This is a genomic window from Acinetobacter sp. S4400-12, assembly GCF_024129495.1.
Lineage (GTDB): Bacteria > Pseudomonadota > Gammaproteobacteria > Pseudomonadales > Moraxellaceae > Acinetobacter > Acinetobacter lwoffii_C.
Genome location: NZ_JAMXYB010000004.1, coordinates 18,810 through 35,249, shown reverse-complemented (window position 1 = coordinate 35,249; position 16,440 = coordinate 18,810). Strand labels below are relative to the sequence as shown.

The following is a 16,440-nucleotide window of genomic DNA, read 5'->3' as shown; positions in this document are numbered from 1 at the left end:
AAGTTTTCAAAAATAAATTATCTATCTACAAACTTTTATTCAGCTTAAAACTCAACTGATAACGATAAAACTCAATATTCTGAGCCACACTCAAAGCACGACGAACTCTTAAGTCATCCTCTAGCGCAATGATGACACCTTTCACTTGCTGATCTGCCTCTGCCAACTCATCTTTGACATAGCCCATATAGCGTTGAATCTGCCCCACAACACGATCACTTGCACGACCACGTTTTAGCTCAACAACAAGCAATGTCTTCTTATCCTTACTGATTGCCAAGATATCGATAGGACCTGTATCCGATGGATACTGCTGACCGACCAATTGCCCCTCTTCGGTATAGATGTCGTATGTTGTACCCAACTCAGTTTTAGACCAATTCTCTACCAAGAAATGCTCTAAATGCTTTTCTAAGGCAAAAGCAGTTGGGTCTTCGACCACTTCATCAGGCTCTAGGTGTTCAACCGTCTCTTTGCCTTGAATGAGGGCTTTGAGCTCTTCTGCATATTTCGTGAGATTACAAACCGTACCCACTGATCCCGACGAGTTCTTTAACTCCTGAGACATCATTTCTCTAGGCAGAGTCTGTTCAAACCATTCGATCTTTCTACGATGGCTTAGCTCACCAGAAGGAACGTAGTAATAGTCTGAAATGACTTTACCAACTAAGTAATGACCATCCCCACGAGGTGTAAGGATAATGTCACCCTGTTTAATGCCTTTGCAGATGGTGTGTAACATGCCACAGGCTAAGCCTGCTGAAATTTTGGTTTTATCAGGTAAGGCTTCAAGGTAAACAGGAATAAAACGATGATTAAACTCACGCCAATCATCAGGTAAGTCATGGGTTAAGTCTTGGTCAATGTTCCAGTTGGCGGCAATAAAGCCGCCCTCTAGAAACTCTTGAGCAAATACAGACTTCGCACCCGCCATAATACGGTAATAGCTAGGCGTTATTTGCATCATTATGCAGCCACCTTGACACGTTTTTTACCTGTCAAAAGTTGTTGCATGAGTGCTTTTTTCTCTTGCTTTAAACAATCAAGTTTTTTCTGTAAAACTAAAATTTCTTCATCACAGATATTTAAAACATTCGCTATAGCTTGCTGCTCTTTTAGATTTGGCAAATTAATTTTGAAATCTTTGACCATACCTGCATTAAGGTTTGATTGTGTACCTTGCTGACCTTGCAACTTAATTCGGTCTTTTAATGAGCATAAATAAAAATATAAAAACTCATAATGCAAACAATCTTTAGGTCGAATCCCTAAAATAGCCTGAGAGGAAGTTACCTCAACTTTAGCAATACTACATTCACCAATTGATGCATACATAGCATATAAAATTGTATTTTTAGGATATAACCGAGCAGAACTATTCTCCACCCCTAAAGAAGTGAGAGTTCTTTCTGTAGTTGAAATCCATTTTCCGTGATTAGTCATATCCGCAATTGAAACCCATGGAATACCTCCATCATAGTATTCAGCAACACTAGATTTAGGTGTCCCCCCACTATTCATCTCAGCGATATCTGCTAAACAAAAAATTTTCCATTTTTCACTAAACTTCACCCCATTCTCATCAAGCAAACGCTTTTTACCCGTCAGCAATTGCTGCATCAATGCTTTTTTCTGCTGTTGACTATTTTCAAGTAGCTTTTCAGTAGTTGAAATTGTTTGATCCCAAGTTGAAAGAATTTGAGCGATTTTTTTCTGTTCTGCAAGTGGAGGGATATTAAATGACCACTTAAACCAAGTCTCAAGTTTGAAAATCATTTTTTCAATATGAACACCTATGCTTGAATGAAAGCATACTTGTTGAAAGTATAAAGTTTCTGATAGATATTCTAAATACGGTAAATAGAAGTTCTCTTTTGCTGTAAAGACACTATATTCATTAGAAACAATTGAACCATCTAATTCTTTGGGCACGATACCGCAAGCACCATGAACAATTTGTCGTTTAGAAATTAAGAAGTCTCCCTCCTTAATATAAAATTGTGTTTTAACTGAAATATTACGTCCCAAGAGATGCTCTCGACGAACCACGCCTCCGCGTGAGCGTTTAACAGTTACCAAATCATATTCTTGATCATTTAGAAGATTAACTTTTCTTGATTCTAAATTTAGATAATTGTCTAGCGTTTTTTGTTCCCAACCATTGGGTAAGGAATGAAGAATAGGTTTTCCTGCTTTTACACTTTCTGGATAAGAAGTATTACGCGTCATAACCCAACTCCTCTAAGTACTTCAACATTTGGACTTCTAGCTCAGCAAGTTGAGTCTTTAGCTGCTCACGCTCAGCTCGTACAGCAACCAAATCAATCTCTGCTTCTTCTTCAAATGTATCCACATAACGAGGAATATTTAGGTTGTAATCGTTGTCTTTGACTTCCTGCAAAGTCGCCAAATACGCATATTTATCTACGCTTGCACGAGCACGATAGGCTGCAATAATTTTGGTAATATTGTCTTCGCTTAAATTGTTTTGATTTTTACCTGACTTAAACTCACGACTTGCATCAATAAACAAAATCGAATCATCAGACTTTTGCTTTTTGAAAATTAAAATCGCAGCAGGAATGCCCGTACCGTAGAACAACTTTTCAGGTAAACCAATCACCGCATCTAATAAGTTTTCATTAATCAACTTCTCACGAATCTTCCCTTCCGATGAGCCACGGAATAACACACCATGCGGAACCACAACACCCATACGTCCTGTAACAGGTTTTAGCGTCTCGACCATGTGCGAGATAAAGGCATAATCCCCTTTAGTCTTTGGTGGTAAACCACGACGGAAACGACCAAACTTATCATTTGCCGCATCCTCATAGCCCCATTTATCCAATGAGAATGGCGGGTTTGCAGTCACAATATCAAACAGCATCAAGTCGCCATTTTTATCCAATAGTTTTGGATTACGAATAGTATCGCCCCACTCAATTTTGTGGTTATCTTCGCCATGTAGGAACATGTTCATCTTAGCCAGTGACCAAGTTGAACCGATGGCTTCTTGACCATACAACGCATATTCTTTGCTGTTGTGATTTGATACAACTTTACGACCACACTTCATCAACAGTGAACCAGAACCACATGCAGGGTCACAAATGCTGTCACCTTTTTGTGGATCAAGTAACTCCGCAATTAAGTCCGATACTTCAGGTGGTGTATAGAATTCACCGGCCTTTTGACCACCACTTGCAGCAAAGTTTTTAATCAAAAACTCATACCCGTTGCCAATCACATCAAGTGAACCTACACGGCTTGGTTTGAGATCCAACTCAGGTACAGCAAACACTTCTAAAAGATCTTTTAGAATCGTATTTTTTTGCTTTTCTTCGCCCAATTTATCAGTATTAAATGAGATATCTTGGAAAACGCTTTTGCCTACATCTTTCAGCTTTGTACCATTAGCCTCTTCAAGTGCATGTAAAGCCATATCAATACGTTCACCATTGCCGGGCTCAAAGCGACGTTCATGCAAGGTATAGAAATTAGATTCACGAGGCAGGACAAAACGCTCGCTTTTCATTAATTCTTCAATGAGCTCAGGTTCATCGCCATGTTCATTTTTATAATTGTCGTAGTGGTCTTGCCATACATCAGAGATGTACTTTAAGAACAGCATCGTCAAAATATAGTCTTTATAGGTATCTGCACTCACCGTGCCACGGAATACATCACATGCTGACCACAGGGCTTTATTGACAGTATCTTGATTAATTTGAGTAACCATTATTTGTTTCCTTGGAGCAGTTGTTTAAACATACCCATCATCATTTGTTCACGATTTTTAAGTAATTGTTGGGTCAAGATCTGCTCTTGCTCCCAAATACGGTTTAATTCGATTATGCGTTGCTGAATGTCCAAGCTAGGGACTTCAACCTCAAACTGGCTGACTGTGGATACGCTTAGCATCGGCATCTTAGAACCCTGACTTTCTTTGCGTAACTCGTATTGCACATGAGGTTGATTCAAGTACCAACATAAGTATTCAGGTAATACATTTTGATTTGGCATCAAAATCAAAAATTGACTGCTCACAATGAGTGGTCGTGCTTTTGATTGATCTTGATGACCTACAAAATAATGTGCTTTGAGATACTCTCCACGACAGGGCAATAATACAGAGTCAGGCGATACGATTGCGTTATCCTTACCCTGCCAATCAATTTGCGGTAAAGCATCAGCAAAAAGCGTATAGCCACATGTATCCGTTGAAATGTTGCGAATATCTTTGATCTGCAATACATGCGCATTGCCTGAATCAACTTCTTCAACCTTTTCACGGAATGTAAAACCTGTGCGAATCTCTGCAAGATCGCTCAGTTTTACTATGTTCTTTAAATTAGACATAAAAAATACTCTTAAAGCGATTGAGCCATCCTTGGCTCAGGCAATTATGTTGCGCTATTTAAATTCTTCTGCAACCAATTAGTCACTTGACTATTGGTATCAGAGTTAAGTTTGTACCAAGCTGCTTCGCCCTTAAGCCTTGTAACTAGTAGGCCATCATCGCTATCTATTACGGAGCGCAATTCATCTCTAATCTGTACAGCAGTTTTTGATGTAACCACTATCCAACAAGATTCTAAGGGATGACACCAATCATCATAAGACTTAATTTTTTGATAGAGCGCATCATAATTACGTTGTTTACGCAGGTCATAATTGATCTGATATACTTTCATGTGTTCTTAACTCCTAATGTTTAGTCGCGTTATTGGTTTTGAATTTGATGACAGGCGGCCACCTGTCATCACAAATTAATACAGTAGGTAGACTATGCAAAACCTGTTACATCAGGATAATGGGGCGTTTTTTACTCAATGTCAATTGTTTTTTTTGCAGTAGCACACCTACTAAGATGAAAAACCCCTAAACAAATACTACCATTTTCAATGCAAAATATTGTTTTTAAACATAATTTTCTATTAAAACTAAGTTAAATATATTTCTATTCAAAAAAATTAATGATTTGAATATCTAAAGCTTTTGATATTTCATAAAGCTTGAGCACAGTAATGTTAACCTCACCTCTCTCTATCCGCCCCATATAACTACGATCTAAACCACACATAAGGGCTAACTTTTCTTGAGAAAGGCCTTTTTCTTTTCTAGCCTTACGTATTTTTTGACCTAGTAAACTTGCTAATTCTGTCATTTGATTTAAATGCTCAAAAAACAGAACTATCATCATTTACGGATTAAACATCCACGGACTATAATCCTCTTTTTAATAAGTGAAAATTGTTCAGTTATGGCAAGAAATACTCATTTACCACTGTATGATGATTTTTTAGACTTATTCATAAATCACGAAGTCAATAATTGGCAAGCTAAAGATTTTTGGGAGAAAATGCTGACATCTAGACCAAACATGCCAAAAACTGCTAAAAGACGTATGTACTCAGGCCTAAAAATCCTTTTGAATTTTAAATATTTGGAAGTCAATACCACTACATCTTCAAAAAAATCCTTTCGTTATAAAGAAACACCTAGACTGAATGATTTAAGAAATCATTATAAAAAACAGAAGCTTCAAGATATTTTTATGTCAAAAAAAAGTGATTTATTGATAGAATTGGAGGAAAAAGAGAATAATATCGAATTCTTAAATACTTTATTAGCTAATGATGCGACGCTAGAAAAATATTTCATTACCCATAAACATGAGATTGAGAAAAATATAAAAAAAATAAATTCTAATATCAAATTAATGGAAGATATATTAAGTTAGATAAAAAATTGATCATAAAATCGTCATTTCAATAAAAATAAAACATGAAGTGACATTACAATAAAAGCATAACTATTATTTAAAATTATAGGACTGTTATTCCGTTAACCGTTCAATTTTATTATTTAGTTCTATTATTTTTATTTGTGCTGCCAAAAGTTTAGATACAGCTTGGTCTCTTTGCTCTGTAAGAACCTCAATTCTTTTTTGCAACTCAATAACTTTAGATGTTGCTCTGTTTGACACTTGATTTTTTAATTTTAGCTTTTGATCATTTTGTTCTATCCACGATTGAATTTCCTGAATAAGTTTAGGATAGCGACTTTTTCTCAAAGCAGAGGGATCCACACCAGCTTCTTTCGCTACATTGTTTTGAGAAACACTAGTTCCCTTCGGCAGAACAATAGGTTTATTTTCTTTTAGACGAATAAACGCCTCATAAAATTGAAGCTCAGCTTTACTCACTTGATTTAATGACATCAATTGCTTTCCTAATAGATATTAGCTGCTTAAGGGTAGATTTAGCAGGAATTGAATCGTATGGATAATTATCCATTTTCTTTTGATAAAAATCTTCCAATTCATACATAAGATTTAATTTATTTTTATCTAACATAACTGAATCACAAGCTAAACCATCATTAGTTCCCATACACATAGTTATATTAGTTATACCTCCATAAGGACATGGATCACCACTTTTAGTACAAGCACCCAAAAAAGTCTCCCTATAATTCAGCTTTTGAGACTTAGAAAGACTTAATAATGTTGCATGATCTTTCAGCTTAACTGTTGAAATTACTTGTATTTTTCGTTTGATACCATGAGGAGATACAAATTCACTGGCTTCAAGATTCTGGTATTTTTCAATATAATTATGAAATCTTTCTTGAAGATATAATTCGCCAATTTGTTCATTTAAGTTAAAATTCAACTTATAAGCATTATTTGCATAGTAAAGACTCATAAATTTATTACTATGCTTCAACTGATACTGTAAGCTCGCATCCTCAACAAAACCTGAAGCTATCATGTTAACTGCACCAGTTCTACGCAACTGATGCCATGCAAGTGGCCAAATACAACCAACTTTAAATTTTTCTTCATCTAAACCAAATGTCATTTGTTTTGCTATTTTCAAATCAGTATTTTGAATAGTAAGTTGTTCTAAATTAAAAAGTTTTGGCCACATGGTCAATGCTTCATTGTATTTTCGCATTATTGGTATTAAAAAAATTCTTTCAAAATTAAAAGCTCGTGTAGTCCATGGCTCAAAAGAGCTTAAATATAAATGTGGTTTAAAATCATCTATACATTCTTCTATAAACCCGTTTTTATGCAGAATACCAAATCTTAATTGACTGATAATAGATATAGCATCAACTGCCTTTTTAGTAATATGGGGAACTATCCAAAAAGCTTCTTTGGATTTAACTGTCTTACTTGTTTCTCCCTGAATAAAATAATGTTTTTCATTATTAATGACTTTTGACACAAAACATCCATATCGCAATTTGGATGCTTCATCAATCCTCATAAGAGAAAAATTAATAATATAAGCAATTGCAGCGAAACTAATTAAGCTTAAATAACTTGAAAAGTTACGAATCGAAATACCATTTTCATCAAAAACAATCCATTTATTAAGATTATCAGTTAAATCCAACTCTGTGATTAAACTTAAAAAAACCTCTCTTTTATATTTTCTATTATTATTTGATTTATATACATCCAACATATAATTGAATAAATATATAATTTTTTCTTGATTTTCGAGGAAATCAGTTAAGCACTCTTCTAACCTTTTATTCTGGTAAACCCAAATCCTAGGTGGAATATAAGGAGTTTGAGTAGTCTTATCTTTAATTAGATAATTTGAGATTCTATTTATAAGCCCACTATCTAATATTTTAAAACCAATTTCTTTATGGTTTGCAAATAAACTCTTCAATAAAAAAATAAGCCTTCCACCATGCTTACCATATTGACTAGCTATTTTCTCTAAAATCCAATCATTTTTATTCAAATCACTAATTAAAATATTGTTAATGGAACAAACATAAACTAATGGTTTTAAATTTGTTAATCTCATTATTAAATTTTTAACTGAGAAGACTGAACCAGCTCCCCACAGCCAATAACAGGCGATTATTTTAAATAATCTTTTATTCTCAAAATCTATTATATAGCCTTTTTTTTGGCTACTAGATCCAAAATTAAATTTTACATTTTTATTACAATATGAAGTAAAATCCCAAATATCATCTTCAAACCTAGAAACCACCTTATTTTTCTTGTCACATGTTACAGGGAAATCATTAGAAGGTGGCCAAACAGTTATTTCATAATTTGGAGATTTTTCAGAGATAAATTCTGAATTTAATCGCAAAGGAAAGAATGCTGTTGTCATATAATTTTTTCCAGAATATCTATTAATGTAGCCCATTCGGGATGAAAACTTTTAGACCTGACTTCTGCTTTTGCTTTAATTACTTCCTTCTTTTCTTTATTTCCTAATTTACAAATTTCATTAAGTTTCTCATTAATCCTATCAATTACCATTTTAGCAGGATGATTTCCTAATACTGGATTAAGTATCATTTCAAGCTCTTTGATATACGCATGTGTTGCTAATCTAAAAAAATAATCATAACTTAAAATATCTTTATGATATATGCAGAATAAGCAACCTTCTTGACTAACACAATCAGGTTGGAAATCTAAACTACCTTCTATAGCTATAGGATTTTTATTATTTGAGGCACACATTCCAGCACCTGAGCTTTTAACAAGCTGAATACTTTTATCATGAAAATCTGCAATTTGAATTATAGCTTTATCGACATTAATTCTTTCATAATTTTTTCTAAAAGTTTCAATAGAATGAGACATTACTGACTTAATTGACTCAATATTTTCTATTTTTGATGCAAACCAATTACTTCTAAACTTTCTAATTTTCGAAATATTGTAATAACTTATCTTTAAATCATTACAAATATCTCTAATCAATTCTGGAGAACTACCTTTTTTATCGATTTTTATAATACCTCTATATAGATATGGGAATAAACTATCTCCTGATTTAAAACCCACATCCTTCAACCACTTAATATATCGATCAAGTATAATTCTATAACTTTTAAAACATTTAAAAATTGCTTCTCCTTGTCTTCTTCCTTTATAAACTTTAAAAACAGAGTAAAATTCATTATCTGTCATCCATCTATAATCATCAATTTTTAAATCAATAGCTTGGGAAAAATTCATACCAGTCTGATTAATAAAAATAAATAACTCTACTTCAATTCTTAAATTTATAATTCTTGAACGCTTATATTTATCAAGTAAATTTTCATCAGGATCTAAAGCACGTCTGGCTTCTAGTACATTCTTTTTGTCTGATGGATTTCTATACTTATCTAATGAGAGATTATCATCTATCAAGTTACCTTTTAAAACTAACTCTTTACCATTTCTTAGTTTTAATCTTATTGGCAAAATACCACGAATAGTCTCTAATGATAAACCATCTGAAATGTCTTTAAGAAACCAACCAAAATTTATAAAATCATTTTCATCAAAATTAGTAACTGTTAATAAATCTTCTCCATTTTTTTTCAACCTCGTCTTATTCATTAAGTAAGTGCCGGGCTTAGGAATATCTATTCCTATTGAACAGGCAATAATTTTTGCAACAATAGAACAATTTTTATAGTTTACATAATTTTTTACCTCTCCTAACTCAACACGTTTTAATGTTGAATTAGCCCAATCAATAAAACACTTTTCACAATTTTCTTCAGTTACATTTATATCAAGAGTTTCATACCATTTAAAAAATTGGAATAATTTTTCCAAGCTTGATTTAACAGTTGCAATTGATAATCCTTTTGTTATGATGGTATTAAAATAATTATAAATCTTTATTACTAATCCCAATCTTTCTAGGATTAGTTCTCCAAATTCATTTTTTTCTATTAGTTCATGAACTAATCTTCGCTGCTCTAAAACAGCACCTTTATATAGTAATATAGATAAATCCCATTTTATTTCATGTGAACCATATAAAATATTATCTATTATTAAGCTTGGTATATTTTTATGCATTTTCTATACCCAAAAAAATATTAGTATATTGATTAGATATTTTTTCCAAATTTTTTGAATTTTCTAAAAATTTTATATACTTAAATGTTACCTGTTCATCCTTGTGCATACAGGCATCTTTAACTAATTGCATAGCATTCATAGGTGACATTTTAGTCAAACAATATTCCATTAGAACAGTGGCAAATGTTGCACGTGTTTGGTGAAAATGGAAACTTTTAAAAGCGTTATAACCTAACTTTATACCTTCACATCTTAGTCTATGCATTGCAACATTAATCGATTTATTATCTATATCTAAATATCTATTACCACTTCTAGTTAAAAATATTAAATTTGAATTTGAATTTTCTGCTCTAGCGACCCTTTTCAATCTGCGTATACTGTAGCAATACTCAATCAACTCATGAACTAAATCAGTAGGTATTAAAATATTTCCATCTTTTGAATATTTTGTACTGACAGCAGGTGATGCATTAGGACCAACCCTAATAGTACTCATTGTTTTATTCTTAAATAATATAGAGTTTTCTAAAGTTTCAACTTTCAAATCACTAATAGTGCCAATTCTCATCCCAGTATAAAAACCAAGCTTTAGAATCAAGTATAATTCAATGCTACTTTTGTTTTTAGCAACATTTAATATATTAGAAACTTCTCTAGGATTAATTGGATAGACCCCACCTTCCAATTTTGAATCTGTATTAATATTTACATAAGGTATAGCTAAATCAGTAGACATAATATCTATCGTAGATTCAAAACCAAATTTATTAATTATTTTTTTCTTATAAATCTTATTTTTCCACATCTGAAATTCAGTATTAATTAATTTCTTTTCTTTTACCCATCTATAAAATTTTATAACTGCTCTCATTCTTTGGGTTGTAGTTGTAGGGGCAAGTTCTAAAGCCTCTCTTTTTTTAATCAAATATCCACGAAAAATTACTAAGCAGCGTTCACTTTTAATATCTGGAAAATCCAGCCAATCAACATTATTTTCCTCCAACCATATTGCATAAGCATGTAAATGAAAAATATTTGCTTTTACTGTTTTAATATTCAAATTTTCGTTTATCAGAAGATCATAAGCATATAAGTTAACCTCATCCCATGGACTACTATCAAACCAATATATTTGTGGCAAGTTATGATCCGTCATATATTTAGATTGAACAAAATCGACTTCTTGATTTTTAATTTTAATTGTATGTATTTTTAGTTTTATATTTTCAATTTTCGCCATATCTAAGCTTCATATCAAATAATCATGTCCATACTATTGTTTGTAATACTTGTTTTGTCAACTATACATGTAACCCTTACCACACGCAGGGTCACAAATGGTATCGGTTGGTTTTGGTTGCATCAGCTCCACAATCATTTTGATGATATGGCGAGGAGTGCGGAATTGACCGTTTTGACCTGCCGAAGCAATTTTACCGAGCATGTATTCGTAAATATCGCCCTTGGTGTCTTTGTCATCCATTGGCACATCGGCAACCAAATCCACCACTTTGGTTAAAAGTGCAGGCGTAGGAATGGTAAAACGAGCATCCTTCATGTGATGGCTATAGGTGGTTTCGTCTTCTGCACCTAAGTTTTTAATGAAAGGAAAGACTTCATTGGCAACCGTGTTATATAGCGTTGCTGCATCACCTAAAGTAATGAACTTTGACCAGCGTAAATGATCTTGCTCAGCGGTGAAAATTGGATGCTCAACTTCTTTTTTTAAACGGTTGGCTTTCTTTTCTTTGGTGATCTGAATTTCATCGAGTCGGCGAATAAACAGCAAATAAGTCATTTGTTCCATGACTTCTAATGGATTGGAAATACCACCACTCCAAAATGCATTCCAAATCTGGTCAATTTTGCTTTTAATTTCGCCTGTAATCACGTAGATGACTCTCAAATTTCTTTGAAGTCTATTGTGTTGGATTTGATCAGGAAAAGCTATGATAAATTAAAAAGATGAGACAACTTGTGTCGCAAAAAAAATGCCAATATTTTTGAGATATTGGCATCAAATCATTTTATTTTGCATCAATCCAAGCGTGATAAACTTCGTATCCAATATCTCTAAGTTTAATGTAAATATCTTGAAAGTAAGTCTCTGTATCTTTGAAGTACTCTTGCTGTTCCTGATCAAATAAATCAAAGTCCATGATGTAGATATCCGGTTCTTGATCTAAGATATCCTTCAGCTGATTGGCAAAGTCTAGTTTTTCATCATTAAAAAATACCTGAAATTTTTCAGGATTATCCTGAATATCATTTATTTTCTTTTCAAAATCACTGATAACTTTTTTACACTCATGAGCCCAACTTAATACATTTTTTGCTAGGTTCAATTTACCTAAAACGTCTTCATATTTTTTTGCTTCTGCTAAAAAAATGCGATTTTCTTTAATATAGGACTGGAAATAGATCGGCAATTGCTCTAATTCAGTTGTAATAAAAAATAATCGATTATTTCTTCGTGAGCCTCTTGCGAAAGGCGCGTCTAAATTTCGTTTTTTCCTAGTTTGTTTCATTCTGTTTTGAATCGCTGGTGAAGAAAAATCACTTTGTTCAAGCAAGCCCTCGAAGTCAAAAACTTGGGCTTTATATTTAATCGTACCAAACACATCAAGCTCACCATACTCATGATCAAACTTTAATTGCTTAAAAATAATGGTGTTCCCATCATCGTCACCAGATGATCCGTGATACTTTTTTCCAATGACATTTTCAGCGATGAAGATACCTTCCTTTTTTACTGCAATACCGTCAAAGAGCCAAATATCAGAATTTCCAGAGGCATAAGACCATTTCATTGAAAATGCGATTTCCTCTTCTCTTAGAATGAGTTCTGAAACGATAAGCTTTTGACGCACATCATCTAAGTCTGGAAAATCCAAATCCCCACTAAATTTTGTATTCATTTTAGAATTCTCAATATTTTGTAGAGAAAATTTATCTTAAATTTCCAGATAAATACATGGAAATTTAACGATTAACGACAAGCAAGGTCGTAAGGATTTAGGGTAATAATTCTTTTGCATTGATTTCTAAAACAGCGGCAATTTCATACAGTTTTTCAACTGTTATGTTCACTTCTCCACGCTCGATACGGCCAACATAGCTACGGTCTATTCCACATTGAAGTGCTAAAGACTCTTGAGTAATTTTCAATTCTGTTCTTTTACTGCGTATTAATTGCCCAATCGCAACTGATAATTCTGACATTTGAAACTAACTGCTCAAAAAACAGAAATATCAACAATTGAGGATTATATATCCACGGACTATAATCCTCTTTTTGCTTTTTTAATGAAAATTCATATGTTTGACTTTTATCTACCACTTGAAGACTACTTCGTAAAAATATTGCTAGAAAATAAAATTCAAAACTGGGAAGCAAAATTATTCTGGTTAAATATTGAACACTTAAATCAGTTAGAAGATAAGAGTTTAAGGCAGCAAATGTACAATGGACTCAGGGTTTTAACATCGAATGGTTTTTTAAGTGTTGAATATTCAAGATATAATGACAGAGTATTTTTATATAGTGAGACTCTAAAACTATATGGGTTTAGAGAACAGGTTTTAGCTAAAAACTACAATAAACTAATTCAAAATGAAAAAAAATTAATTAACAAAGAATTAGAAGATTTTGAGCTTCAAAATAAATTTATTGATGAATTATATTTAAAATACCCTGAACTAGCCCCCCAGTATTTTAAGCTAAAAAATAAAATAAGTTTAAGCCAACAATATTCTGATGCTAAGCTAAAAGCTATTGAAGGTTTAATAGAACTAATATAAAAGGATTTAAGGAGATTTTACAATAACAAACATAGACTTAATTAAAAAAATAAACTTGAATAAGATGGTATTGTCATTTAATTTGTCGTCAAATTTATTCAAAATTCGTCTGATATGATCAAATCAATTAAACAAGTTAGAAATGATTTTTCTCAATCTGGAATTTCTATAGCAGAGTGGGCTAGAGATAATAATTTCTCCCCTGATCTTGTATATCGGATATTAAAAAATAATAAAGTTCCTCATCGTGGTGAAAGCCATAAAATTGCAGTTAAATTAGGCATTAAGGAGCAAAAGCATATGGAATAATTTAATTTATTTATTATTTAATTGCAGAAAGTATAAAGACCCATGCGTCAACATGAGTCTTTATAGATTGTCTTTTACTTGATCGCTGAAGACAATTCATTCTAAAAGACATTGGTTATTTTATCAATGTATAGGGTGCTTTCTGCCTCATTTTTTATTCTGAGGTATAATTATGAACACATCTATTGAAAAAATTAGGCTAGTAATTAGCTATATATTTAGTCATAAAAGCAATCGAGAAATAGCTAAAATTGTAGAAATCTCTCGTGAAACAGTATCAAAAATCAAGTCCTTACTAATTTTGACAGAATTAACTTATGAAGATTTTACTAAACTAAACAATTCAGAATTAGAACAAAAATTAAAAATTAATCGCTCAATAAAACGTATCAAAAAGTCACAACCTGACTGCGAAGCGATATGTAGTGAGTTAGCTACGTATAAAGGACTTACAAAGGCTATTCTTTGGGAAGAATATAGATTGAAAACTCATGGAAATGGTGTTGGATACACACGGTTTTGTGAACTAATAAAACAAGCACAAAAACAAAAAGACATTCCAATGAAGCAAGAATATTATCCGGGTGAAATAGTACAAATTGATTACAGTGGGGATCTTGTAGATATTGACTTATTTAATGGTGATGTAATAAATGCCAATATTTTTGTTGGGGCTTTACCTTTTTCTAGTTTAATTTTTGCTTATGCCACGGAATCACAAAAAACCGAAGATTGGATTCGAGGATGCTCTCAAATGTTTGATAAAATTGATGGTATTCCTCAAACTATTGTTTGTGACAATGCTAAAGCATTAATTACCAAACATAGAAATCGAATCGTTGAAGTTAATCCATATTTTCAAGAATTTTTAGAATTTCATAAAATTAATGTTCTGCCAGCTCGACCACGGAAACCAAGAGATAAAGCAGTCAGTGAAAATGCCGTGAATATTGTACAAAAGCAGATTTTAATGAGAATACGTCATGAAAAATTTACAAGTATAAAGGCTTTGAATGAAAGACTTGAATATATGGTGGATTGTTATAATCATAAAAAAACTAAAACTTTTTCGCAGGGTCGGATGGCTATATTTCTTGAGCATGAAAAAAAATTACTTAGACCCTTACCTTTAATCAAATACAAAGTATTGAATGAATATTCGAAAACAATAGTACCTTCTGATTATCATGTGAAATATTTGAACAATTCTTACTCTGTTCCTCATCAGTATATTAGAGAAAAAGTTGAGCTAAAAATTTTAGATAATCAGCTATATATCTATCAAGATAAAAAACTAATCGCTCAACATACGCTTCTTCAAGGCGAAGGAAAAATCTCTACATTTTATGAACATAAAACGGAGAATCATAGAACTACAGATTATCTATCGAAGGAAAGTATTTTAAATTGGTCCCAATCAATTGGCACTAACACGTTCAATTACTGTAATATGATTATTTGTAAAAACTCAAATTTATACAACAACTTAAATTATTTATTTGATTTCAGAAGTTGGGTTAATAGTAAACAATTCATTGATCGACTTGAACAGGCCTTATGTTATGCCTATAAATTAAAAATAGAAAATTTGGCTAGATTAAAGTCCATTATTGAATCAAGATCATATTTGGAGTTTGATCAACAAGATGTTGTAAAAGAACATAAAAATCTGCGTGGTTCCAGTTATTATAAAGGGGATAAATAAATGTTAAATCCTCATTTATCAACATTACTTGCACAGTTGAAATTGCATGGTTTTACTCAATCATTAGATTCTAATATTGATGCTGTTTATTCAGGTGAAATCAATTTTGAAGAAGCTATGATTGATGCTTGTAAAACCGAGTTGTTAACTCGGGCACGAAAGCTCACTGAACGACTAATACGAAATGCGTATCTAAGATATCCTCATGCTTGTATTGATGAAATTAAGTTTGATATAGAACGTCGTGGCTTATCAAAGCAATTTGTTAATAGATTTTCAGAGTGCACTTGGATTAATTTACATAAGAACATGAGCATACAAGGTCCAACTGGGGTAGGAAAAACATGGCTTGCATGTGCTTTCGCAACTGAAGCATGTAAAAAAGGTTATAAGACTATTTTTTATAGAGCATCTGAGTTTTTTGAAGCATTAGAACAAGCTATAGATCAATCAAATGAAAAGCTTTTTATTAAAAAATTGATTAGATATGATTTACTTATAATTGATGATTTTGGTCTTAGTAATATTCCTCCAAAAATAGAAAGTCTTTTACTAGAATTTATTGATAATTATTCAATATGCGGCAGCTTACTTATTACAAGTCAATTCTCATATGATTTATGGCACACAAAATTCCAAGATCCTACCATTGCTGATGCAATTCTAGATCGAATTATCCATAACTCTTATACACTGGAAATAGATGGTGACTCAATGAGGAAAACTGTAATGCTAGATACAACTACCACTCTTTAAGAGTGGT

Annotated in this window: 17 protein-coding genes and 1 pseudogene; 5 read left to right on the top strand and 13 right to left on the bottom strand. The window is 32.3% G+C overall.

All coding sequences use genetic code 11. From position 1 onward, the window contains the following. Positions 1-25: 25 nt before the first annotated feature. From NI461_RS03310 to NI461_RS03285, 6 genes are all read right to left on the bottom strand, one after another. Positions 26-967 (bottom strand): PDDEXK nuclease domain-containing protein, encoded by a 942-nt coding sequence (locus NI461_RS03310; protein ID WP_253156586.1) that lies wholly within the window; start codon positions 965-967, stop codon positions 26-28. Next, the gene (locus tag NI461_RS03305) at positions 967-2,229 is read right to left on the bottom strand and encodes a restriction endonuclease subunit S (RefSeq protein ID WP_253156584.1); all 1,263 of its coding nucleotides are present in this window, start codon (positions 2,227-2,229) and stop codon (positions 967-969) included. The genes NI461_RS03310 and NI461_RS03305 overlap by 1 nt, the downstream gene beginning before the upstream one ends. Next, positions 2,219-3,742: a type I restriction-modification system subunit M gene (locus NI461_RS03300; RefSeq protein ID WP_253156582.1), complete on the bottom strand. Its 1,524-nt coding sequence runs from the start codon at positions 3,740-3,742 to the stop codon at positions 2,219-2,221. Before NI461_RS03300 ends, NI461_RS03305 begins: the two co-directional genes overlap by 11 nt. Further along, a complete protein-coding gene (locus NI461_RS03295; protein WP_253156580.1) occupies positions 3,742-4,362 on the bottom strand; it encodes a restriction endonuclease subunit S in 621 nt (206 codons plus the stop codon). Before NI461_RS03295 ends, NI461_RS03300 begins: the two co-directional genes overlap by 1 nt. Positions 4,363-4,406: 44 nt before the next feature. Continuing rightward, positions 4,407-4,697, bottom strand: coding sequence for a hypothetical protein (locus NI461_RS03290; RefSeq protein WP_253156578.1), 291 nt, complete (start codon positions 4,695-4,697; stop codon positions 4,407-4,409). A gap of 266 nt (positions 4,698-4,963) precedes the next feature. Continuing rightward, positions 4,964-5,170, bottom strand: coding sequence for a helix-turn-helix transcriptional regulator (locus tag NI461_RS03285; protein ID WP_168542752.1), 207 nt, complete (start codon positions 5,168-5,170; stop codon positions 4,964-4,966). Between the two features lie 96 nt (positions 5,171-5,266). On the opposite strand from NI461_RS03285, the gene NI461_RS03280 reads away from it, so the two are divergent. Next, on the top strand, positions 5,267-5,746 hold the full coding sequence (locus tag NI461_RS03280; protein WP_253156576.1) for a hypothetical protein: 480 nt from the start codon (positions 5,267-5,269) through the stop codon (positions 5,744-5,746). A gap of 96 nt (positions 5,747-5,842) precedes the next feature. Here the strand turns inward: NI461_RS03280 and NI461_RS03275 are convergent, their stop codons facing one another. The 7 genes and pseudogenes from NI461_RS03275 to NI461_RS03245 all read right to left on the bottom strand — a co-directional run bounded on the left by NI461_RS03275 (position 5,843) and on the right by NI461_RS03245 (position 13,084). Beyond that, a complete protein-coding gene (locus NI461_RS03275) occupies positions 5,843-6,226 on the bottom strand; it encodes a hypothetical protein (protein WP_180048855.1) in 384 nt (127 codons plus the stop codon). Beyond that, a complete protein-coding gene (locus NI461_RS03270) occupies positions 6,204-8,156 on the bottom strand; it encodes a hypothetical protein (protein ID WP_253156574.1) in 1,953 nt (650 codons plus the stop codon). The genes NI461_RS03275 and NI461_RS03270 overlap by 23 nt, the downstream gene beginning before the upstream one ends. Then, positions 8,153-9,856 (bottom strand): hypothetical protein, encoded by a 1,704-nt coding sequence (locus NI461_RS03265; protein ID WP_253156572.1) that lies wholly within the window; start codon positions 9,854-9,856, stop codon positions 8,153-8,155. The genes NI461_RS03270 and NI461_RS03265 overlap by 4 nt, the downstream gene beginning before the upstream one ends. Then, positions 9,849-11,102, bottom strand: coding sequence for a site-specific integrase (locus tag NI461_RS03260; RefSeq protein WP_253156570.1), 1,254 nt, complete (start codon positions 11,100-11,102; stop codon positions 9,849-9,851). Before NI461_RS03260 ends, NI461_RS03265 begins: the two co-directional genes overlap by 8 nt. A gap of 78 nt (positions 11,103-11,180) precedes the next feature. After that, a pseudogene (locus NI461_RS03255) lies at positions 11,181-11,753 on the bottom strand (type I restriction-modification system subunit M N-terminal domain-containing protein); the annotation flags it as partial. 136 nt (positions 11,754-11,889) lie between these two features. Further along, positions 11,890-12,780 carry a hypothetical protein gene (locus NI461_RS03250; protein WP_253156568.1) on the bottom strand — a complete coding sequence of 297 codons (891 nt, stop codon included), beginning with the start codon at positions 12,778-12,780 and terminating at the stop codon, positions 11,890-11,892. Between the two features lie 97 nt (positions 12,781-12,877). After that, positions 12,878-13,084 carry a helix-turn-helix transcriptional regulator gene (locus NI461_RS03245; protein WP_253156566.1) on the bottom strand — a complete coding sequence of 69 codons (207 nt, stop codon included), beginning with the start codon at positions 13,082-13,084 and terminating at the stop codon, positions 12,878-12,880. Here NI461_RS03245 and NI461_RS03240 point away from each other — a divergent pair, their 5' ends adjacent. The 4 genes from NI461_RS03240 to istB all read left to right on the top strand — a co-directional run bounded on the left by NI461_RS03240 (position 13,085) and on the right by istB (position 16,433). Next, a complete protein-coding gene (locus NI461_RS03240; protein WP_253156564.1) occupies positions 13,085-13,663 on the top strand; it encodes a hypothetical protein in 579 nt (192 codons plus the stop codon). Positions 13,664-13,777: 114 nt separating this feature from the next. Then, positions 13,778-13,972, top strand: a complete 195-nt coding sequence (locus NI461_RS03235; RefSeq protein ID WP_253156562.1) for a DNA-binding protein — start codon at positions 13,778-13,780, stop codon at positions 13,970-13,972. A 172-nt stretch (positions 13,973-14,144) separates the two neighbouring features. Continuing rightward, complete coding sequence (gene istA, locus NI461_RS03230) at positions 14,145-15,677, top strand: IS21 family transposase (RefSeq protein ID WP_180072155.1); 1,533 nt, start codon at positions 14,145-14,147, stop codon at positions 15,675-15,677. After that, the gene (gene istB / locus NI461_RS03225) at positions 15,678-16,433 is read left to right on the top strand and encodes an IS21-like element helper ATPase IstB (RefSeq protein WP_180072157.1); all 756 of its coding nucleotides are present in this window, start codon (positions 15,678-15,680) and stop codon (positions 16,431-16,433) included. It begins immediately after the preceding gene. Positions 16,434-16,440 lie beyond the last annotated feature (7 nt).